21 protein-coding genes are annotated in these 19,641 nt (G+C 65.8%); 4 read left to right on the top strand and 17 right to left on the bottom strand.

The features are described 5' to 3' along the window. Positions 1-2: 2 nt before the first annotated feature. From ON22_RS03630 to ON22_RS03600, 7 genes are read right to left on the bottom strand one after another with little or no spacing between them, the layout of a single operon-like run. The gene (locus ON22_RS03630) at positions 3-197 is read right to left on the bottom strand and encodes a hypothetical protein (protein ID WP_156052294.1); all 195 of its coding nucleotides are present in this window, start codon (positions 195-197) and stop codon (positions 3-5) included. 2 nt (positions 198-199) lie between these two features. Then, positions 200-754 carry an isopentenyl-diphosphate Delta-isomerase gene (gene idi / locus ON22_RS03625; RefSeq protein WP_033244220.1) on the bottom strand — a complete coding sequence of 185 codons (555 nt, stop codon included), beginning with the start codon at positions 752-754 and terminating at the stop codon, positions 200-202. Then, positions 751-1,710, bottom strand: a complete 960-nt coding sequence (locus tag ON22_RS03620; protein ID WP_033244219.1) for a phytoene/squalene synthase family protein — start codon at positions 1,708-1,710, stop codon at positions 751-753. The genes idi and ON22_RS03620 overlap by 4 nt, the downstream gene beginning before the upstream one ends. Next, the gene (gene crtI / locus ON22_RS03615; RefSeq protein ID WP_033244218.1) at positions 1,707-3,233 is read right to left on the bottom strand and encodes a phytoene desaturase family protein; all 1,527 of its coding nucleotides are present in this window, start codon (positions 3,231-3,233) and stop codon (positions 1,707-1,709) included. Before crtI ends, ON22_RS03620 begins: the two co-directional genes overlap by 4 nt. 55 nt (positions 3,234-3,288) lie before the next feature. Next, complete coding sequence (locus ON22_RS03610; protein ID WP_033244217.1) at positions 3,289-4,443, bottom strand: polyprenyl synthetase family protein; 1,155 nt, start codon at positions 4,441-4,443, stop codon at positions 3,289-3,291. 30 nt (positions 4,444-4,473) lie between these two features. Beyond that, positions 4,474-5,511 carry a MerR family transcriptional regulator gene (locus ON22_RS03605; RefSeq protein WP_231508564.1) on the bottom strand — a complete coding sequence of 346 codons (1,038 nt, stop codon included), beginning with the start codon at positions 5,509-5,511 and terminating at the stop codon, positions 4,474-4,476. Then, positions 5,493-5,990, bottom strand: a complete 498-nt coding sequence (locus ON22_RS03600; RefSeq protein WP_033244605.1) for a DUF6764 family protein — start codon at positions 5,988-5,990, stop codon at positions 5,493-5,495. Before ON22_RS03600 ends, ON22_RS03605 begins: the two co-directional genes overlap by 19 nt. Before the next feature lie 250 nt (positions 5,991-6,240). Between ON22_RS03600 and ON22_RS03595 the strand changes: the two genes are divergently transcribed. Both ON22_RS03595 and ON22_RS03590 read left to right on the top strand, forming a co-directional pair. Beyond that, positions 6,241-6,897, top strand: coding sequence for a fasciclin domain-containing protein (locus ON22_RS03595; protein WP_033244216.1), 657 nt, complete (start codon positions 6,241-6,243; stop codon positions 6,895-6,897). 527 nt (positions 6,898-7,424) lie between these two features. After that, entirely contained in the window at positions 7,425-8,291 is an 867-nt protein-coding gene (locus ON22_RS03590) for a MerR family transcriptional regulator (protein WP_033244215.1), read from the top strand. 171 nt (positions 8,292-8,462) lie between these two features. Here the strand turns inward: ON22_RS03590 and ON22_RS03585 are convergent, their stop codons facing one another. Beyond that, the gene (locus ON22_RS03585; protein ID WP_033244214.1) at positions 8,463-9,836 is read right to left on the bottom strand and encodes a TIGR01777 family oxidoreductase; all 1,374 of its coding nucleotides are present in this window, start codon (positions 9,834-9,836) and stop codon (positions 8,463-8,465) included. Positions 9,837-10,107: 271 nt separating this feature from the next. On the opposite strand from ON22_RS03585, the gene ON22_RS37785 reads away from it, so the two are divergent. Further along, a complete protein-coding gene (locus tag ON22_RS37785; protein WP_255218508.1) occupies positions 10,108-10,233 on the top strand; it encodes a hypothetical protein in 126 nt (41 codons plus the stop codon). A gap of 486 nt (positions 10,234-10,719) precedes the next feature. On the opposite strand, the gene ON22_RS03580 is transcribed toward ON22_RS37785, so the two are convergent. The 3 genes from ON22_RS03580 to ON22_RS38715 all read right to left on the bottom strand — a co-directional run bounded on the left by ON22_RS03580 (position 10,720) and on the right by ON22_RS38715 (position 13,689). Next, positions 10,720-11,262, bottom strand: a complete 543-nt coding sequence (locus tag ON22_RS03580; RefSeq protein ID WP_231508563.1) for a TerD family protein — start codon at positions 11,260-11,262, stop codon at positions 10,720-10,722. Between the two features lie 487 nt (positions 11,263-11,749). Then, positions 11,750-12,577, bottom strand: coding sequence for a class I SAM-dependent methyltransferase (locus ON22_RS03575; RefSeq protein WP_033244212.1), 828 nt, complete (start codon positions 12,575-12,577; stop codon positions 11,750-11,752). Continuing rightward, complete coding sequence (locus tag ON22_RS38715) at positions 12,574-13,689, bottom strand: TetR/AcrR family transcriptional regulator (protein WP_506329730.1); 1,116 nt, start codon at positions 13,687-13,689, stop codon at positions 12,574-12,576. Before ON22_RS38715 ends, ON22_RS03575 begins: the two co-directional genes overlap by 4 nt. Before the next feature lie 449 nt (positions 13,690-14,138). Between ON22_RS38715 and ON22_RS03560 the strand changes: the two genes are divergently transcribed. Continuing rightward, on the top strand, positions 14,139-15,359 hold the full coding sequence (locus tag ON22_RS03560; protein ID WP_063820526.1) for a polysaccharide pyruvyl transferase family protein: 1,221 nt from the start codon (positions 14,139-14,141) through the stop codon (positions 15,357-15,359). A 234-nt stretch (positions 15,360-15,593) separates the two neighbouring features. On the opposite strand, the gene ON22_RS03555 is transcribed toward ON22_RS03560, so the two are convergent. From ON22_RS03555 to ON22_RS03530, 6 genes are all read right to left on the bottom strand, one after another. Beyond that, complete coding sequence (locus tag ON22_RS03555) at positions 15,594-16,019, bottom strand: hypothetical protein (protein ID WP_033244209.1); 426 nt, start codon at positions 16,017-16,019, stop codon at positions 15,594-15,596. Positions 16,020-16,323: 304 nt separating this feature from the next. Further along, positions 16,324-16,581, bottom strand: a complete 258-nt coding sequence (locus tag ON22_RS37360; RefSeq protein ID WP_033244208.1) for an alpha/beta fold hydrolase — start codon at positions 16,579-16,581, stop codon at positions 16,324-16,326. A 237-nt stretch (positions 16,582-16,818) separates the two neighbouring features. Further along, entirely contained in the window at positions 16,819-17,442 is a 624-nt protein-coding gene (locus ON22_RS03545; protein WP_051157116.1) for a hypothetical protein, read from the bottom strand. Positions 17,443-18,175: 733 nt separating this feature from the next. Continuing rightward, complete coding sequence (locus ON22_RS36495) at positions 18,176-18,334, bottom strand: hypothetical protein (protein ID WP_156052293.1); 159 nt, start codon at positions 18,332-18,334, stop codon at positions 18,176-18,178. Positions 18,335-18,425: 91 nt separating this feature from the next. Next, entirely contained in the window at positions 18,426-18,755 is a 330-nt protein-coding gene (locus tag ON22_RS03540) for a hypothetical protein (RefSeq protein WP_051157115.1), read from the bottom strand. Positions 18,756-19,173: 418 nt separating this feature from the next. After that, positions 19,174-19,563, bottom strand: coding sequence for a hypothetical protein (locus tag ON22_RS03530; RefSeq protein WP_156052292.1), 390 nt, complete (start codon positions 19,561-19,563; stop codon positions 19,174-19,176). Positions 19,564-19,641: the final 78 nt, after the last annotated feature.

Here is a 19,641-nt window from a genome sequence, read left to right as displayed (position 1 = left end):
CGCTACCTTCCGGCTGAGGTGGTGTTCGTTTCGGCGGTGATCGCGATCGCGTCCCACACCAGCAGTATGCCCGCGACGGGCAGCACGCTACCGGCAAGACGCGCCGGACACCGGTGGCCCCTGTGTCCGACGAATTCCCGTAGGACGGTCACCATGAGGCACAGGCCCATCAGGATCAGGTGCTGCCAGTGATCCACGATCACCTCCTATCCGTCCACAAGCTGAACCCGGGCGCCGCCGCGAGCTGCGGTACCTGGTCAGCGGCCCACGGACTGATCGGCCAGCGCAAGCCGGCGGCGACGGCGAAGTCGGGCCACGGCACCCAGCGCCAGTCCATCACTTCGGCGGCGTCGGCATGCACCGGTCCGTCGGCGCGGGCGCAGAATACCGGGCAGACTTCGTTCTCCATGGTCCCGTCGGGTGCGGTGGCCGAATACCGGAACCGCGGCAACAGGCAGGTGGGGGTGTCGATGCCCAGTCCCAGTTCCTCGCGTACCCGGCGTGGAACAGCGTCGCCTACTGGTTCGCCGGGTGCTGGATGTCCGCAGCACGAGTTCGTCCACACTCCCGGCCAAGTCCGTTTGCTCAGTGCCCGGCGCGTGACGAGCAGTCGCCCGTCCCGATCGAACAGGTAGCAGGAAAACCCGAGATGTAGTGGCGTATCCGTGTGATGTACAAGCGTTTTCGGCATCGAGCCGACCTGCTCGCCGCTGTCGTCGAGCAGTACCACGCGCTCTTCGGATCGCCCCGTCATGACGGCATCGCCGTAGTGAGTGTGCCGGCGCGACCGCCGCGGCGGGCCCACAACGCGCGAGCCAGTGCGGGCCCCGCCACGGCGGCGCGCCTGGCGCGGCCGACGGTCGCACGCTGGGAGAACACCGCGAATTCTGTTGCCTCGATCCGGTCCAGAATCTCTGCGTACAGCATTGCCGCCGTTGTGACGCAGGGCCGCGACACCGGGTGCAGTAGCTCGATTCCGGCGCGAGCGGTCCGGTACCAGTCGCGAGCGATCGCATGCTGGGCCGCCAGCGCCGAGCGCACCCGGGTGTCGATCTGTCGATGATCGCGGCACCACTGCAGCCGGTCTCGGTCCACGCCGAAGGCGGCCAATTCGTCGGCCGGAAGGTAGACCCGGCCGCGGTCGAGGTCTTCGGCGATATCTCGCAGGAAGTTGGTCAGCTGGAATGCCTTGCCCAGGGCGGCCGCGTAGGGGGCCGCGTTCTCGGTGGGGCCGACGGTACCGAGAACCGGGAGAACCTGCAGGCCGATCACTTCGGCGGACCCGCGCATATACCGATCCAGCGCGGCCCGGTCCGGGTAGTCGGTCACCGTCAGATCCATCCGCATCGAGGCCAGGAAATCCTGGAACAACGCGCGGTCGATATCGAAGCGGGCGACGGTGTCGCTCACCGCGGCCACGATCGGGTCTTCGTCGGCACTGTTGTCGATACCGTCGAACAGCCGCTGTGCCAGTAATTCCAAACGTTCTGCCGGGGTGAAGGGCTGCCCGCCCGGAAGGTCGACGATATCGTCGGCCCACCGGGCGAATCCGTACAGGGCATGGATCGGCGGGCGTTGCGCCGGCGCGAGCAGCCGGGTGGCGAGGTAGAACGTGCGCCCATGGGTGGCGTTGAGGCCGCGGCACCGCCGGTAGGCGTCACGCAGTCGCGGTTCACTGATGCCGGCGGCGTCGAGTTCGGAACTGATCATGGCCGTACCCCGCTGCTGTTCGCGGCCGGTGCCGGGTTGTTGCGGCCGGCGGCGCCGGTGATGCGGTCGGCAGCGAGCCGGCCCGACAGCAGGGCGGTCGGCACTCCGACGCCGGGTACTGTGCCGCAGCCGGCGAGCACCGCATTCGATACGCCGCGCGGCAGGTTCGCCGGCCGGAACGGCCCGGTTTGGGCGAAGGTGTGCGCCAGCGAGAACGGTGTACCCGCCAGCATGCCCCGCTGTGCCCAGTCGTCGGGACTGTCCAGATGCACGATATCGGCGTGCTCAGCGAATCCCGGCAACAGCCTCTGTTCGACGATCGCGGCCAGGTCCGCGCCGTATCCAGGAGCTCGGCGCTGCCAATCCAGGTGTGCGCCACGGTCGAGATTGGGGGCGGGGGCCAGCACCGAGAACAGGTCGTGGCCAGGCGGGGCGAGTGTCGAATCGGTGGCGGTGGTACGGGTGACCAGCAGCGAGGGATCGCTCATCGGCACGCCCTGGTTGATCAGTTCGTCGAATGTCTGCTCCCAGGCGTCACCGAAAAGCAGAGTGTGATGCGCGGTCGTCGCACCGGCCGGCACACCGATATGCGCGACGACCGCCGACGGCGCGGGCCGCGCCCGCACCGGCCGCCGCGGTGATCGGCCCAGCAGCTGGTAGGCCGTGTGCAGTTCGGTCGCCAACACCACGGCATCGCAGGTGATCCGCTGCTGTTTATCGGTGTGTACGGCACCGATGTGGGTGCCGCATCGTTCCAGGTCGGTCACCGCTTCGCCGTAGTGGAACCGCACCCCGGCGTCGGTGGCGGCTGCTGCCAGCGCGGCGGGCAAGGCGCGCATCCCACCGCGCGGGAAGTACACGCCGCCGACGGTGTCCATATAGGCGATCACCGCATACAAAGCCAAGGCTCGTTGCGGTGACACACCCGCGTACAAGGACTGGAAAGTGAAGACCCGGCGCAACCGCGGATCGGTCAAGAACTCGGCGATGACCCGGTCCAGACGGCGGAAGCCCCCCAATGCGACGAGCCGGGCCAGCGCTGGGGTGACCAGTGACAGTGGTGAGTCGAAGTTGGCGGCGATGAACCGGTCGAACTCGATGCGATATATCTCGGTCAGCCATTGCCGCAGTCGTCGATAGCCGGCGACCTCACCCGGTCCGGCGAATTCCGCGATGGAGTGTTCCATCGCGTCGCGGTCGCTGTGCACGTCCAGTGCGCTGCCGTCGGCGAAGCAGGCGCGGTAGGCCGGAACGACAGGGTGCAGATCGAGCCGGGTTTCGATGTCCTCGCCTACCGCCGCGAGGGTATCGGCGACAATTTCCGGCATGGTGAGCACCGACGGGCCGGTGTCGAGGCGGTACCCGCCGATATCGAGTTGCCCCGCTCGGCCGCCCGGAACTGGTTCGCGTTCCACCACCGTGACAGCGCGGCCTCGTCCCGCCAGGTGCAGCGCGGTGGCGAGCCCGGCGAGTCCCGCGCCCACCACGACGACATGGTCGGTGCTCCCGGTTACGGTCCGCATGGGTCCTTCTTTCTTTGTTCGGCTGTCTGGCTGTGTCGCGTGAGGGTGTGCGGGTTCAGGTGCTACGTCGGGTGCACAGCAGCGCCATCTGCTGCAACGCAGCGGTCACCGTTGGGTCGAGAACACTGTCCACGAGAAGCTTCCGCGCGTCCTCGACGCGGTCGGCGATCATCTGCTCGGCGCGCTGGGGCGCACCGCTGTCCACGATCAACTCCCGGGCCGTCTGCACCGCACTGTCATCGAAGGTGTCGCGCTGCCACAGATCGTGTAGCCGAGCTCGCCCGGACGGCCCGGCCAAGTGTTCGGCCAGCGCGACGACGGTGGTGGCTTTGCGTTCCCGCAGATCCGCGTCAGCTGATTTACCGGTGACCGAAGGCTCACCGAAGATACCGAGCAGATCGTCGCGCAGCTGGAATGCCTCGCCGATCAACACGCCGTACTCACACAGTACTTCCAGGACCGGCTCCGCGCAGCCCGCCATCGCGGCGCCCAGTTCGAGCGGCCGGCGCACCGTGTAGTTACCGGATTTGCGCCGCGCGATATCGAGTACCTGTTCCAGCGTCGGCACCCCTGCGGCGTCGTTGACCAGGTCGGCGAGCTGACCCACTGCCAGTTCGGCACGCATCGCGTCGTAGCGCGGCCACACCCGGCCGAGCGCCGCTGCCTCGACACCGCTTTCGCGCAGCATGCGTTCCGCCCACACCAGGCACAGATCCCCCAGGAGCACTGCCGCGGATTCACCGAAACGCGCCGGCGATCCGGACAACCCTTGCTCTTCATGCCAGCGCGCCAGCCGCACGTGAGCGGCCGGGAGACCTCTGCGGGTATCGGATTCGTCCATCACATCGTCCTGCAGCAAGGCGAACCCGTGCAGCAATTCGATACTGGCCGCGGCCCGGAGTGCCGCCTCGGATTCATCGGCACCGCACAACCAGCCGAGGTACATGAACGTCGGTCGCACAGACTTGCCACCCGGCACGAAATCGAGCAGTACCCGGCTCGGATATTCGAACCCGTTTGCCTGCAGCTCTTCCGCGCACCGTGCGTGTACGAAGTCCTCGACGTGGGTGCGCACCGCGGCCCGGACTTGCGCCGTCCACGACTCGAACCATGCGGAATCGTCACTGTCACTGTCCGTCGGAGGGGACAGGGGTGCCGCCTGTTGTGCGTTCACCACTCCGATTGTGGCACTTTTCCGCCAAAATTGCATCGTTTCCGCATCGTTTAATCGAATGGTGAACTACTTGCCGGCCCGCACCAGTCGACTGATCTCGGAGATTGCCTCCTCGAGCGTGCCGACGCGCCGGCCGCCGGGCAGCGCCGGAGCTGCCGGCCAACCGGGTCCGGCCAGGAGTAGTCGAACAAGGCGGCCACTCCCGGCGGGAACCGGTTCCGCTGCCGCCGTCCGGCCCGATTGGGACCACAGCACCACCACGGGACTGCGCGCCTGTTTGGCTATCGCGTCGGCAAGTGCGATACCGGGCACGGCGGAGCCGAGCAACAAGGCCGGTACGCCGGCTTCCGCGAGCGCGGCACGTAGTACCTCCAGTGGAAGTACGTGCCCCTCGCCCGCAGTGCAGGCCAGCAGCACCGGAGCCAATCCGGCGACGTCGGGCGCCGGCGGTACCGCGCGGTGCAAACCGGTGGTGATCGCCCAGGACAGAACATGCTCCACATCGATCAAGTCGATTCCTCGATGCTGGCGGCTCACGATGTCGGTGAAAGCAGGGCGGCACAACCGGTTCCATGTGGCCACAACGCCGAAACACGTCAGATGGGCGGTGATCTCGGCGAGGAGATCGGCGGCTCGAAGCTGCTCGGCAGCGGCCAGGACCGGAGCCACATTTCCCAGTTCGGGCAGTGAATCCGCTCCGGCACGGGCAACCCTCGCGGCTTTGGCCGGGCTCACGCCGGACCGGACCAGATCGGCCATCCGGCTCAGCATCGCCACGTCACTCGTCGTGTAGTGCCGGTGACTGCCCGGGCGGTGGTGCGCGGGTCCCAGGCCGTACCGCTGGTTCCAGCTACGTAGCGTCGCGATGGGGATACCCAGCATTGCCGCCACGACACCGACGGTGTAGCCGGATGTCGAGTCACTACCTCTCGCGCCACCTTCGACCACGCTCGGCACACCTTTCAACGAAACGGCGCAAACCGCGTCACCGTCGAACGGCTGGAATCCACCACGCGACCAGAAGACATACCGCTCGGCACGGCCGAGCGCGGCGCGGGGGTCGGTTGTATATCCGGTTCGGATGCTCAGCGCAGCGACAAGCACCCCTGCAATGTTTGGAAGTCTCCGGCGAATGCGGGACCGCCGGTGCAGGTGGGGGTGGATACCCCAGTGACGGTTACCGCCGCTCCCGGCCCGGCGATACCGATCGACAGCCCGGGACGGACCCCGGTCAGTGTCGCTTGCGCGCCGGGTCCCACGGCGATAGCGGCCGGGCCCGACAAGAATGCCGAGCTCGATGTCGCCGTTCCGCCGTTCTGTGCGATGGCCAGCGACAGGCTCGTCGCGGCCGCTTCGGCAGCCGCGGTGCCATCGACTCCGTACGCGGCGGCCGCACCGCCCGTATTACTCGTCGCGGAGCAGGACGCGCCACCGGTGTCGGTCTGCACGGATGCGGCTCCGGGCGCCGGACACGACGCAATCGGCGCGGCATTCGCCGTCGGTCCGGCGACCAGCGCAAACACTGACGCGGTCCCTACGCCCACCAGCAGACCGAGCGAGCGGGCAGCAGTGAATCGAAACATGACGATCTCCTCCATTGTCCGAGCTTGTCCCTGGCCGTGCCCCACTTTTGGAGTGTTGTCGGCCGTCTGAAATTTCCGCCTGTAAGGGTTCACACTACGCGCTAAATGATGCAGAATCGACGCATCACGAGAATTTGTTTCGAGATCCATGACGGAAAGCAGTCGCGAGTTTCTGGCCGCATTCCTGCACACCCACCAGACCACGAGCCGTCGGCACGTACAGGCTCCGTTCTTGACAGGAAGGCACGACATGAGAATCCGAAAGCACTCCGCGGCGCTGATCGCAGTACTGTCGGCGATGGCTATCGCCGGCTCGGCGTGTACCGACACCGACGAATCAGGCAACGGCGAGTCTCCACCCGCTATGACCACGTCCTCGCCCACGATGCCGGCGCAGGATGACGGTGCCATGGCCGGGCCGGTCGGCGCCGGGTGCGCAGCGTACGCCGAGCAGGTACCGAGTGGGCCCGGCTCGATCGATTCGATGGCGCAGGAACCCGTGGCGACAGCGGCCGCGAACAATCCCCTGCTGACCACACTCACCTCCGCGGTATCCGGTCAGCTCAATCCGCAGGTGAACCTCGTCGACACGCTCAACAGCGGCGAGTTCACCGTTTTCGCGCCGGTGGACGATGCTTTCGCCGCGCTCGATCCCGCCACGCTCGAAACGCTGAAAACGGACTCGGACATGCTGACCAGCATTCTCACCTACCACGTCGTACCGGGTCGTATGTCACCCGATGCGGTCGCCGGCACACACCAGACAGTCGAGGGCTCCGAGGTGACGGTGACAGGAACCGGCGACCAGATCACCGTCAACGAGGCGACAGTGCTCTGCGGCGGTGTCGAAACCGCGAACGCCACCGTTTACCTGATCGACGGCGTCCTGACGCCTCCCACCAGCTAACGCACCCCGCCGGCCACCGCCACATACCTGCGCACTCGATAATCGGTGCCGGGTATGTGGCGTGGTTGATGTTCTCGCGCGACGGCCGGTGTTGATGCCAGGTCCCCAGATAGCGGGTCAGCTCCAATTTTCTCCACCGGGGCCGGCCCGGTAACGGAAACACGGCCGGGCGTCGCGCCCGCTCCGCCGGAGGTCGCGACAGAAACCACGACAGCGGCCGAGGCCACCCCGAACGCAGCCAATCGCTGTCCCCATCGGCGGCGCGACTCGTCGAAGGCAGAACTTGTATGTGAGAACACCCGGTACTTCTCGAATCTCGGTTACCTGGCTCGGGGCTCTACGTCAACAGAACACGATGCGTAATCGATTCATGGGAATTTATCGGTCGCGTGCCCAGGGAGGACGGCCCGTATCCGAGCCTCATGGCCTCGGACGGGTCTTCATCGTTGCGCTCCAGAAGGCGGCCCACAGCACACAGCGGTCCGGGCGCTTGGTGAACCGGCGTCCGGACCGGGCACAATGGACTGATGCCCGCCGGTCAAGCTCCCCTTTCCGACGCGGCCGGATATACGGTCCGCGCGGTAGCCGACCGACTCGGCATTCCGACCGCGACATTGCGCAGCTGGAATCGCCGCTACGCTATCGGCCCGACCCAGCACCGGCCGGGCCGGCACCGTCTCTACACCGCATCCGATATCGCGGCACTCGAGCAGATGCTCAGCCTTATCCGCGCGGGCGCGAGTCCGGCCGGAGCAGCCGCCGCGGTGACCGCCACATCGCCCACCCCCGCGCTCGGAGAGTGGGAGCCACTACTGAACGCCGCGTTCGCGCTCGACACGCGAACCACCTCCGCTCTGCTGGCCGCGCACCTGCAGGCATACGGAGTCGTCGATACGTGGGATCTCCTGTGTCGCCCCGCCTTCGCGGCCGTCGTCACACGCCAGCTCGGCGGCGAAAGCTGCATCGACGTGGAGCACTTGCTGTCCTGGTCGATCACCGTTGCGCTGCATCGCCATACACCGGCACCCGTTCCGGCGGACAACCATGCGGTCGTGCTGGCGTGCACCAGCGGCGAAACCCACGCGCTACCGCTGGAAGCCCTGCGCGCCGGTCTCGCCGAGCGCAATGTCGGCGCGTTGATGCTCGGTGCCGATGTACCCACCGACGCTGTCGCGGCCGCACTCACCCGCAATGATCGGCGGCCTGACGCCGTGCTCTGGTCACAGCAGGAGTCCACCGCGCTGACCTCTGCGGTACGTGCCTGTCACGTCGCCGGTTCCCGAATCTTCGTCGGTGGACCGGGCTGGGATTCGGCGATCTTGCCGGAGTTCGCGTACCGCCTCGACAAGCTCGGCGAGGCGGTCGACCGGATCACAACGCCACGCGGGTCATGACGGACACCACCGGCAGTGGTTAGACGACCGGGACAGAAATAGAGATGCAGAAATGATGCATACGGCGGTGTCGAGGTGGCGTTCGGCGAACTTCGTGTCCGTCCCGCGGGTCGGTCATCGGACGATCGGGGGACTTTGCCCGTCCGTGTGGGTCGCTATGTGCAACCACGATCAGCCCTCGACGTGCAACCGTGACGACTCGGAGGTGCGGCCGAGAACGTGGCGCAGCGCCGATTCCAGATCGGGGTCGCGGAATTCGTGGCCGGCACGGCCGAGTCGATCCGGCACGACTCGCTGACTGGCGGTAGCGAGTTCGCGAGCACCCGAACGGCCGAGCAGCACGGAAGGGCCCAACTCTGGCACGGCGAGGACCGTTGGCCGCCGCAGGACGCGGCCCAATGTATGCGTGTACTCGATATTGCGCACCGGTCGCGGTGCCACCGCGTTGATCGGACCCTGCAACTGAACGTCCCACAACGTGCGGTGATAAACATCGACGAGATCGTCGATCCCTATCCAGGACATCCACTGACGCCCGGAACCGATGCGGCCACCGAGTCCAGCGCTGAACAGTGGGCGCAGCAACCGTAGGGTCCCGCCTCGCGGCGATTGCACGATCCCGGTACGTACCGACACCACGCGAGTGGTGCCGGAAGCGGCAGCCGCCGCGCCCTCCCAGTCGGCGACGACATCGGCCAGAAATCCGGTGCCGCGCGATGACTGTTCTGTGAGGGTTTCCTCGTCGCGGTCGTATCCGTAGTAGCCGATGGCCGAGGCGCTGACAAACACCGCCACGCCGGCCTTCGCACTGAGTTCGGCCAATTTCCGTGTCGGCGAGATCCGGCTGCCGGCGATCGCTTTCTTGTGCTCCTCGGTGAACCGGCCGGCGATCGGCGCCCCTGCCAAATGAACAACCGCGTCCACGCCGTCGAGCAGATCAGTGGCGGGATCGGCCGGATCCCAGCGCCGCTCCCCGCAATCACGTGGCTCGCCGCGCACCAGGCGGATCACGGTATGCCCGCCCGAGCTGAGAAAGGCCGCCAACGCCGACCCGATCAAGCCGGAGGCACCTGTCAGCGCGACCGTGATCGCGCCTAGCCCGTGATCGGCCGCGCGCGCATGTGCTGCCAGGTCGGCTTCGAGCTGCCGGTACCGGTAGGCGAACATCGGACGCAGCATCGCGGCAGGCACCCACGTCTGCACTCGGTCCACGATCCGAGTGTGCGCGGGGTCCACCTCCTCGAATTCGTGAGTATGCCGCCACGACAAAACAGCAGACACGGGCACCGAGGCCGGACCGTCGGCGGTGATCCCGTCGACAAACCGGTGCGGCGGGTCGTATTCACCGGCTTCGTGCCGGGCTACCCAGCGCAAGCGCGCAGGCAAACCGAGCACCGCGCGCCCATCGGCGAGCGAATCGGCCTCGGCGAGCAACGACACCGGCTGCCATGGTGGTGCGAGCCGCGCGAATGCCCCCGGACGCGCGAACCACGCGAACACCTCGGAGCGAGGCGCCGCGACCACGGCCGAACACTCGATGCTCATTACCCGACCCTACGTGGTTTCGCCGAGCACAGTCTCGAGCCGAAGCCTGATCGAAAGGTCGAGCATGCGCGGTTTCGGGTCGCGTCGTTGCGGGTATCGCCTCGGCAGATCACCGCATCTTCCCGGGAAGCTGCAGAGATCGAGAACACGCCGGTTCAAACGAGTAGCCTGCGCGTTCGCCCTCGCTTCAGCTGCGTCTGGCGCGGTTGCCGGCCAGGCTGTAGTAGTCGACGCCGGTTTCGGTGATGTGGCCGCCGAAGGTGAGCGATCGGTGATCGCTGCCCGTGGTTTGAAGCCGCTCGGACAGGTACCGCAACATCTCGAACTCGCCGAACCGGAACCGATGGTGAACCGAGCGACAATCGCCGAACTCAACGACCAGGCCGAGTCCATCTGATCCATTCCCCGTGAACCGACCCCGAACCCGCACCTTCGGTCAAGTCGGCGCGGACCCTGTTCCGACAACCCGCCGACCAGAGTAAATTCCCAGGTCGTCTACTCTTCCCGTCTTCGATGTCTCCGCACAGGTATCGATGAAGATAGGAGCTACGGACGACCGGGTACAGGCAGATCACGATGCCTGGATTCGATAATCACCCACGATGACCAGGCGTTTTCTGGTTGCCCATGTTTTGTGTGTCCTGCCGAGGGCACCGATCTGCGCGCCATTTGCGCAGTTCATGCCCAATTCGATAAGAGGCGAAGACTGGGACATGAGCAAAACAGCAGGTCACCGGTCGCAGGTTCGTGCCCTAGGGTGTTAGCTCCCAAGCCGAATACCGTCCCACTCGATCGGCAGGATCTGCGCGCAAACACCCATGTGAGGCGTCCTTCTATCCGAACACACGGGGCCGCGCGGAGGACGGTTGAGGGCCCGGCGCGCTCAGGTCAGATACTTGCCCATCTGAGGCACTGCTTCCACCGGGTGCTGGGCGTTGACCGTGTCCGCCACTTCACGTAGCTGCCATCCGTGCTCGCCACGAACCAGCACGGCTAGGACGAAACCGCTGGTGGCGTACGGGCTCAGGTCGTGCCGCAGCAGTTCGGTCCCGTCGCGCGCATCCACCAACCGGCAGAATGGATTCTCGATTTCGGCGAAGGTCTGGCCCGTGTAACAGGTGACCAGCAGGATGATCCGGTCGACGACTGCCGGAACGCGGGTGATATCGATCGAGATGATCTCGTTGTCGCCTTTGCCGTCGCCGGTGACGCTGTCACCGAGATGCCGCACGGAGCCGTCCTGGGAGGTCAACTGCTCGTGATACACCGCATCGACCAGCTGCTGCCCGTCGAAGAGCAGTGCCGTCGCGTTCAGGTCGATCTCCCGGTGCCGGATCAGTCTGCGCTGCGCAGGGTCCCAGCCGAGTCCCATCATCAGGAAGTCGATCCGCTCGCCGCGGTCGGTGACCAATGGCAGAAAGTCCACCGTGTCCCCCTTTCGCTCCGGCAACCAGGCGCGGTGACGCCGATCGCACAAGTACTCTCTCGACATCACTACTTTATGCGGACCTGGAGGGGCGATGACCGCGTACCCGCCAGAGGGACAGGCCATTCGGCGAGACCGATCTGGGTCGTGGCTACCGCGGCGGGCCTGCCGAAGCAACTCGCCGAGCGCGTATCCGGCCTGAGCATCGCCTACCCCGGAGAGGTGCCCTTACCCGACCACGCTTATGGGCGCCAACCGGCTACTCCGCCCCCGATCGCGGCACATCGAGATTGCTGATAGCGCAGAGCCGTTCGGCGAACATCCGGCTCGGGCCGTCGCGTACCCCTTGGCCTTCACACCGGTCGCCGGGAGACCAATCCCCGTACAGCGCCCGGGTCGGTGGCTACCGACCCCGCGGGATAGTGCGTCACCGTGGCTGCCCTGGAACCACACCTCAACCAACGGAACCCGAGGAGTCGGCGTCGGGTCAGAAGCGGTAGCGAACCACCCAGACACCACGGCGGGCTTGGGCTCGCCAGCGGGCGAACAGCGCGGCGAGAAGACGGTAGCTGATGTTGAGTTGCCCGACTTCCGGGGAGGCGTCTCCGAATTGCTCTTCGACGAAGGTGAGTCCGGGATTGAGAGCAACAACGTCGCGTGGCTCGCTGATTCCAAAACCGCGGTAGTCGGCGGGCATGCCCACGACCTTCGTGTAGCGGCCGTTCATGCGGGCGGCAAGTTTGGTGTAGGCGTTGAAGACGAGTTCGCCGCTGCCGGTGAAGTGATCGGTGATGTGGGTGAGTATCTGTCTGTTGTCGGATTCGGTGAGGAATCCGAGCACGCCGTCGGCAACGAGGACAGTCGGGCGGTCGGCGGGGATCGTGCCGGTCCAGTTGGGGTCGAGTAGCGAGATGCCGATGTGGTGGGCGTTGGTTCGCTGCGGTAGCAGGGTTTTCCGTAGTTCGATGACGTCGGGGAAGTCGATGTCGTACCAGTCGACGGTGTCGGGTGGATCGAGGCGGTTCATGCGGGTCTCGAGGCCGCAGCCGAGTTCGACGACCACGGCGTCGGGGTGATCGTGTATGTAGTTGCGAACGGCTCGGTCGAGCATGCTGCTGCGGATCGCGATCGCGGCCGGAACGCCGAGTGTCAGCTTGACCGTGTCGAGGTCGTAGTCGAGCCGGCGGATGAGGTCGGCTGCCAGGTCGTCGCCCAGGATGGGTTTCTTCTCCGCGCTGTCGAGGGCTCGGCCTTTCAGCGTGATCAGCAGGGTTTTCGCCAGAGGTGTGAGGCGGTCGAGGGATTGCGTTGTCATTGCTGCTCTCCGGGGTGGTGGCCGAGGTTGTCGTGATATGTCGCGGTGGATTCCCGGATTCGTTGGGCGGTGGGTGAGATGGCGAATTCACCCATGGCGGCGTAGAGGTCCAGCATCGCCGTCCCGATGCGGGTCGCGTGTGCACTGTCGAGTGGGTCGATGCCGAATCGCCTGGCGAGGTGATCGTGGAGTACGACTGTGCCGCTGTGCATGGCGGCCATCACCGAGGCTGCGTCGCGGACCCGTGCCGTGCCCGGCGGGAAGCGGTCCGGCCAGGTGTGGCTGAGGAATTCTTCGGCGCCGGCGGTGAGTTCGTCGAATACCTCGGCCGCTGCGGCCGATCCGTCGATCATTGCCCGTGCGAGATAGCGCAGTAATGGTCCGCTGGTCGTGTAGAGGTCGGTCATCAGGCCCGGTGTGCCGAGGGTGTCTTCGGCGGCGCTACGGGTGAGCTCCCGGCGGAACTTCGCGACGATGACATCGTCGCAGGCTTGCCGCAGCGCGTCCTTGGTCCGGAAGTGGTGCTGCACGAGCCCGAGTGACACACCGGCTGCTTCCGCGATCCCTCGCATCGTGGCGCCTTTGACACCGTGTTCGGCGAACTGCTCCATTGCGGCGTCTCTGATCCGGGCCCGTGCCGTCAAATCCTCCGGGGCGCGCTCCTGGGCGCCGAATACCGAATCCATACTCGAACAATACGCTTGTATGGCAAACAATACAAACGTATTTCCTGCAGGGTCAGTACCAGAATTGCAGGCAGTGAACGGACCTGCCGAGGCCCGCCCGAGTTCACCGGATGGGCGAGATCGGCAGAGCCGGTGGTTGCCACGCCCAGATGGGGTTACTGTCCGGTGCGGTGAGAGTCGCCGCCACGGCGGTGCGGGGGTAGCTCGCTGTGCGAGTCGGGTCAGGTGGTGCGCAGCCCGGTTACCGTGCACCATCTGCTGTCCGGCGCGGCGCGCGTTGCGGACGACTGGTTGTGTGCGTGGCCTGCGTTCCCGGTCGAACCGGGCCAGAGCCGTGTCGAGGTTGTCGGTGGCGGCGAGGGAGGCGTCGAGGACCACCGCGTCCTCGAGGGTTTGACGCGCGCCTTGGCTGCGGTCGGGACTCATAGCGTGCGCAGCGTCACCGATGAGCACGACATTGCCGTGGACGTAGGTCGGCAGCGGTGGAAGATCGTGGATATCGATGCGGCGGACCTTGCCGGGGACGGTGGCGGGTGACCCGTTCCCAACTCGCGAGACCGGCCAGGCGTTCGTATCGAGCCGGAACGCCCGTAGAGATCGATGTCGGACCAGAACACCGGCGACAACGCGAGATGCTCGGTGCCGCCGACGGGGATACGCGGGATTCTGCTCGGAGGACCAGCCGACACACTGCGGATCGGCTTCTCACCGAGCAGGCGCTCGACGAGTACACGACCGGGCCCGTATGGGGAGTTCCCTCGCAACAAGGAGGTTCACCGTGGCACTGCGGTACGCCCGCCGATCGCGGGCGTCATGCATGTGTACCCAGCCGGGATATCATGACCGGAGTTCTCCTCGCGCGATCGGAAACCGCAATGCCCGCCCCATCATCGCTCTACTACTTGGTCGGCCCAGCGGGCCATCCGAACTACGGAGATGAACTCATCACCGCCGGTTGGTTGCGTCATCTCGCCGACATCGCGCCCGATGCGACCGTATGGGTCGATACACACTCACCGGGACCGGCGCAGGTTCTGCTCGGCGACTTGCATCCGCGAGTGCGATTCACCGATACGCTGTGGCGACTGTGCTGGGAAGCACCGACGGACGACCCGTGGCAGGTAGCCGCCTGGGTGCGGCGAGCGGTCAGCGATCCCGGCCTGGCCCCGCGATGGGATCGCGGTATCGCGTTGCTGCATCGCGCCGACGTGATACATCTCCTCGGCGGCGGATACATCAACCGGATCTGGCCGCGACATATCGGGCTGCTGGCGGGCGCGGCCGCGGTCGGCTGCACGTCCGGCGCACGGTGCGCGGCCACCGGACTCGGGCTCTTCCCGGAGCCGGCAGGGACGTCGCAGCTGGTGCAGGCCACGAGCGCCGAGTTCGCGATCACCGAGGTCCGGGATCGGAGGTCCGCAGAGCTGTCCGGGATCGAGCTGGGCGCCGACGATGCCTTTCTGGCGCAGCCGGCCATCCGCAGAGACGAGGAGAACCCGCGCGATGTCATGTTGTGCCTGCAGAGCGACCTGCTCGACATGGACATCAATGCGCTCGCCGCGAGCGTCTTGCGGATTCTGCACGCCTGGCGGATCCCGCCCGAACGGGTCGGGGTGGTCGAAGCCATCCCGGGCGTGGACCGTCGGGTGTTCGACCTGATCGAGCATCAACTCCCAGGCGCACGGTTCTATCCATTCGTCGAGATATGGGAACGCGGGCTGCCGGTCTCGCCAGGACAGACCTGGCTGTCGACACGATTCCACATGCACCTGGTCGCGGCAACGGCGGGCGCGAACGGAGTGGCGATCCCAATCAGTTCCGATTTCTACGCCACCAAGCACCGTTCGCTCACAGAACTCGGATCGGGCTGGACGATACTCGACGACCTGGATCAGGTGCCACAGCGACCGACCGGCACCGGTTTCGACGCCACCATAATCGCGAGCACACGCCGAGCAAAGCAGGCGCTCGCCCGATCGATCTATGCCCCCACCACAGCAGACGACGTGCCCGTCGCACCGATGAAATCACTTGGCCGCCTTGCCGGGGCAGCGAGCCGGTGGAGCTCCGGGTTCGGATTGTACGGCTCCCGCTGATTGCTGTCCCTCCGGCCGGAAACCAGGGAAAAGTCGACACCACCCGATCCCGGCAACGCTGACCTCTTCGCCAGCGACACAACGGAGAAACTCCAGAAATCGACCAAGCGCAATGAACCGTCGACTTATCCGATCGCAGCGGTTCGCGGTTGGGGAATGCGGCCGAGCATACGGCACCAGCTGTCAGCACGATCACAGCTGCTTCTCTGAACTTGCGCCGGTGAGGCGATCGAGTCAGGAGCGCCCGTGTTCGTGGTTGAGTTCGTGGTAGCCGCGAAAGTCGAAGAAGCGCAGGCCGTCGATCACCGTTCCAGACAGGATTTCCGGCAGGGTCCACGGGTGAGTGGTGTAGTCGTCCGTTGCCACACCTCCATGCTCGAGCAGCAGAGCGACCATTTGGTGGACCTCTGCGGTGCCGTCGATCCGCCCGGAGGTGTCGATCTGCACCGCCCAAGTGGGGTGATGTCCGATGGCCGCTTCGAGGAGAGTCACATCCTCGGGATCCCAGTCGGAGAAGAGGTGGCCGGTCTGCTCATCGTCGATGCCGATGTAGAGGTTGCCGTCCAGAGTCCACGGATCCCGCTGCCCAGGCAGATGCCGATCGAGCGAGGCGACGGCCTCAGCTCGCTCACCGGTGGGAAACACGAAGACAGTTCGCATGGGTTGGAGCGTAGCCAGTTCAGCTTCGTGGCGACCACGGATTTCAGGGACGGTGCTGGCCCGTCGATGTAGTGGTGGTGCGGTTGGCGATGTCGGCGAAGGCCGGCATGCCGAGGCCGACTGCGGAGGAGCGGCGGGCTGCTTCAGCATCGAGGTGGTCCAGCTTGTTTTGCGCGCCGGCGAGGCTGGTCTGGAGGCCCTCGACATCACAGCTAGAGCTCCGAATCGCCTAGGAATCGAACGACGTCGCCCACGAAATGCGGATACGAGAGAGTGCCGAGATGGCAGGTGCGCGGGTACAAGATCAGACGCGTGGCCGGGATGCCGTCGGCTGAACCAGCGGATCAAACTGGCACACCGCCAACACCACACCGAGTTTGCGCACCACATCGGGATGATCGGCTGCTAGCTGCAGGGCGATCGAACCACCGGAGGACACACCGAGAACAACAACCGGTTCGCCGAATTCGGTACGCAAAGCGTCGGCATGTTCGTCGCCGAGCCCGGCCATGGCGGCACCAGCCTCGGCTCCCCGCGGGCGGTCCGCGAAAATCTGCGGCACTTCGGGGTTCCGGTAGTAAAACTGCCTCTACCCCCATACCCCCAGTACACGTTTCGGGGACGTGTTCGTGGTGGGCGAGCCCGCGGCGGCGGGTGAGTGTTCGCGCCCTTGGACTGCACCAGGGCGCTACGTGCGGCCAGGTCCAGATCCTCCTCTATGTCGAGCTGGAACAGTTCGCACAGCAGCGCACCGGCCGCCGGGCAGAACGATTCTGCTGCTGCCCCGGCCTTTTCGCACTCAGAAGATGTGCTGGTTTTCGGCGGCGATGGCGAAACCGTGGCCGCCCGCGACACAACGGACACCCTGCGAGGACGAACTGCACGTGTAGCCGTTGGCAGTCAGGGACTCGCCGTAGTTCAGCACCGCGCCACCGGCAGGCAAGCCGTCCGGCGAAATACCGACGAAGATGCCCTGGCTGGTGCACAGGAACTCCGACTTGCCCTCATAGAGGTGCGCAGCGACCTTACGATCCGGCGCATCAGTACAGTTCGGCAGTTCCGGCGTAACGATGGTCGCTTTCGCCAGCTGGCAGCCGACACCGTAAGGCGCCGAGGCGAGGATGCCGCATTTGATGTTCCCGGAAGGTGACTGGAAGAAATAGCTGCCGTCGATCTGATACTTACTCGCGTCGACGTCGGTGAAGCCACCATTGGTAGGAGCGGAGGTCTCCGAGGCATTCGCCGACGCCGTAACAGGCGCTGGTGCCGAACCGGACACCGGCGCCGATGCCGGTCCGGCGGTCTGCTGGCCGGACGTGATGGCGTGCAGGCTCGGTGCCGACGTGGTGACCGGCGCTCCTCTCTGGTCGACCGCGCTGTCGCAGGCGGTGAGGCCCACGGCCGCTGCCACCAGTGCAGCCACCACAAATACTCTTCGCATGAATCTCTCCTGTTCGCTTATCCCCGCCCTCGCAGGGACAATCGAGGAGTAGACCATTTCGTTACGCCTCGATACGAAACGGTGCTCGATCACTAGCGCGTCTGTGACACAAGACATCTGGTACGCCACCTATGGCTCCCGACATGTGTGCGGCGCGCTCCCCCAGCCAGCGCCACGCGCATGCTGAGCGCGAAAACCCTTTCCTAGTTGGCAGCTCCGCTATATCTGCCCGATTTTCAGTGAATGCTATGGCCACCCGACCCCACCGAAACAGCGCGCCGGCGGGCTGCGAAGTGGCGAACACACGGCCACCGTCGCCGCCGACAGCCTCTACACCGCTCTGGTCAGGTCGCGAACCCTGCGCCAACGCCGGTAGAACGCGAGGATCCACCTGCCCGGTGCAGTCATCGGCGGCAAGGCCCGCAGAGGCGCGGCAGTACCTCGGAACGCAACGAGCGAACCCGCCAAGACGTGTACCCGACGCGCCCCGAGAACACCCCTGGGGATCGGACTTCGCCCGGTCCGCGATCCCGGGCGACAACGCCGCTCGGCACGAGGCGAAGCCCTATCCCCAGGCAGCGAAACGGGGTCCGCCCCGGGCGACGCCCGAGTTCCGGGATAGCTCCCGGCCAATTCTCGTGCTGATCACGGTTTCAGGCGTCCAGCATCCAGTACCAGCGTCAGATCGGGCCAGTTGATCGGGTGCTCGGTGTGCTCAGTGCGGCCAGGGGCCTTCCGGCAGTTCCAGCGGCACACCGGGCGGTTTCACCCGGTTCTCGCGTTCCAGGGGGCCGCACGACCTGGGGCCGCGGTAGCACTCGCCGGCAACCAGGTAGATATCCGAGGAACCGCAACTGAGGGTGCTATCGGTCATGACGCCGGGTCCCCGGTCCGTCGGCCGGCCACCAGAACAGCCTTCGGGCAGTTGCCGGCAACGCCGCGAGTGCAGGAGCGGACCACCCGGCTCATGCCTGAACAACCACGTCGTGCACGCTCGCGCCCCCGTTCGGGCACCATACCGATACCTTCCTCGGCCCCGGCGGTACGTTGTCGACGAAGAGGTTCCCCGACGGCGCGACCTCCAGGCTGACGGTTTGTGGCGTACCGAAATAGGGATCGACCCGGCACCATTCCGGCAGGTCTCCGCCGGTGGTGGTCACCGAGACCACAATCCACTTCTTGCCCGCAGTGACTGTCGCGGTCGCATCGGCGGCAGCGACGCCCGTCGATGCTGCCAACATGACCGGCACCGCAACGAGCACGGTGAGGAAACCGAGGATCTTCGATGCCTGCATGAGGTCCTTTCTCGAAATATCACGCCACGCGCTGCCCTACCGCCCGTGGCGACGTACAACCGGATTCTTCCACCCGGACTCACCTGAAGCCTGAACTTCCACGCCCACAACGGCGGACGTCAGATCCGATTTCTCGACATCGTGGACGAGTTCACTCGCGAAGCACTGGCGGTCACCGCGTTCCGGTCGCGCACCGCTGATCAGCTTGTCGACGTACTGGATGAGGCCTTGGCCGCTACCGGCCGGAAACCGGAGCATATCCGTCGGCGGCCTGGCCGTACTTTTCGATCCGCCGGTGGGGGCGCTGAGATTGTCGAGGGAGTGGCCTGAGCACCTACCCGCGGCGCAAATCAGCGATGATGGATTGATCTGCGCCGTCGTCCGTACCCGTGTCGGAACCAGCAATCGGGAGACCGACCTAACCGCTGCCGGTTTCGATGAGATCGAGGACGGGGTTGGATGCGGTGACCTCGACTTGTCCGTTGAAGACCTCGATCCCGTGCGGATTGTCGAGGCAGTGCGCACCCTCGGCGACTTGCAAGACCACCATGACGTGGCGGCTGCCGGGTGCGACATCGGTGAGGACGAATTGCGGATTTTCGGCATTGGCGAGTGGCACCTGAAGCTCACCGTCGATCAGGGCGTATGCACTCCAGCACTGGTAGTCGGACTCTGCCGACACAGTGATCTTCTCGCGCCCTCCGGTGACATTCGCCGAATCGGCGGCGGCAGCGGTGCCGGGTACCGCCAGCATCATCATCGCTGCGGCGAGCCCTGTTACCGCAGTTGCGATCTTGAAATTTCTCATGCACATGTTTAGCACGACGAATATCATCTACGACGAGGCGTTCACGTCGCACCGCGTTGTGTGCTGGGTGTAACTCCG

The organism is Nocardia carnea NBRC 14403 (assembly GCF_000308515.1).
Lineage (GTDB): Bacteria > Actinomycetota > Actinomycetes > Mycobacteriales > Mycobacteriaceae > Nocardia > Nocardia carnea.
The sequence above is the reverse complement of the archived record's forward strand: the minus strand, read 5'-3'. Positions and strand labels throughout refer to the sequence as shown.

Coding starts and splice junctions, on each gene's coding strand:
- ON22_RS03595 (WP_033244216.1), top strand. CDS start 6,241: ATGAGAATCCGAAAGCACTCCGCGGCGCTGATCGCAGTACTGTCGGCG.
- ON22_RS03610 (WP_033244217.1), bottom strand. CDS start 4,443: ATGCAATTTTGGCGGAAAAGTGCCACAATCGGAGTGGTGAACGCACAA.
- ON22_RS03620 (WP_033244219.1), bottom strand. CDS start 1,710: ATGATCAGTTCCGAACTCGACGCCGCCGGCATCAGTGAACCGCGACTG.
- ON22_RS03590 (WP_033244215.1), top strand. CDS start 7,425: ATGCCCGCCGGTCAAGCTCCCCTTTCCGACGCGGCCGGATATACGGTC.
- ON22_RS03560 (WP_063820526.1), top strand. CDS start 14,139: ATGCCCGCCCCATCATCGCTCTACTACTTGGTCGGCCCAGCGGGCCAT.
- ON22_RS03530 (WP_156052292.1), bottom strand. CDS start 19,563: ATGAGAAATTTCAAGATCGCAACTGCGGTAACAGGGCTCGCCGCAGCG.
- ON22_RS36495 (WP_156052293.1), bottom strand. CDS start 18,334: ATGACCGATAGCACCCTCAGTTGCGGTTCCTCGGATATCTACCTGGTT.
- ON22_RS03585 (WP_033244214.1), bottom strand. CDS start 9,836: ATGAGCATCGAGTGTTCGGCCGTGGTCGCGGCGCCTCGCTCCGAGGTG.
- ON22_RS03600 (WP_033244605.1), bottom strand. CDS start 5,990: ATGTTTCGATTCACTGCTGCCCGCTCGCTCGGTCTGCTGGTGGGCGTA.
- ON22_RS03540 (WP_051157115.1), bottom strand. CDS start 18,755: ATGCAGGCATCGAAGATCCTCGGTTTCCTCACCGTGCTCGTTGCGGTG.
- ON22_RS38715 (WP_506329730.1), bottom strand. CDS start 13,689: ATGAGTCCCGACCGCAGCCAAGGCGCGCGTCAAACCCTCGAGGACGCG.
- crtI (WP_033244218.1), bottom strand. CDS start 3,233: ATGCGGACCGTAACCGGGAGCACCGACCATGTCGTCGTGGTGGGCGCG.
- ON22_RS03575 (WP_033244212.1), bottom strand. CDS start 12,577: ATGACAACGCAATCCCTCGACCGCCTCACACCTCTGGCGAAAACCCTG.
- ON22_RS03555 (WP_033244209.1), bottom strand. CDS start 16,019: ATGCGAACTGTCTTCGTGTTTCCCACCGGTGAGCGAGCTGAGGCCGTC.
- idi (WP_033244220.1), bottom strand. CDS start 754: ATGACGGGGCGATCCGAAGAGCGCGTGGTACTGCTCGACGACAGCGGC.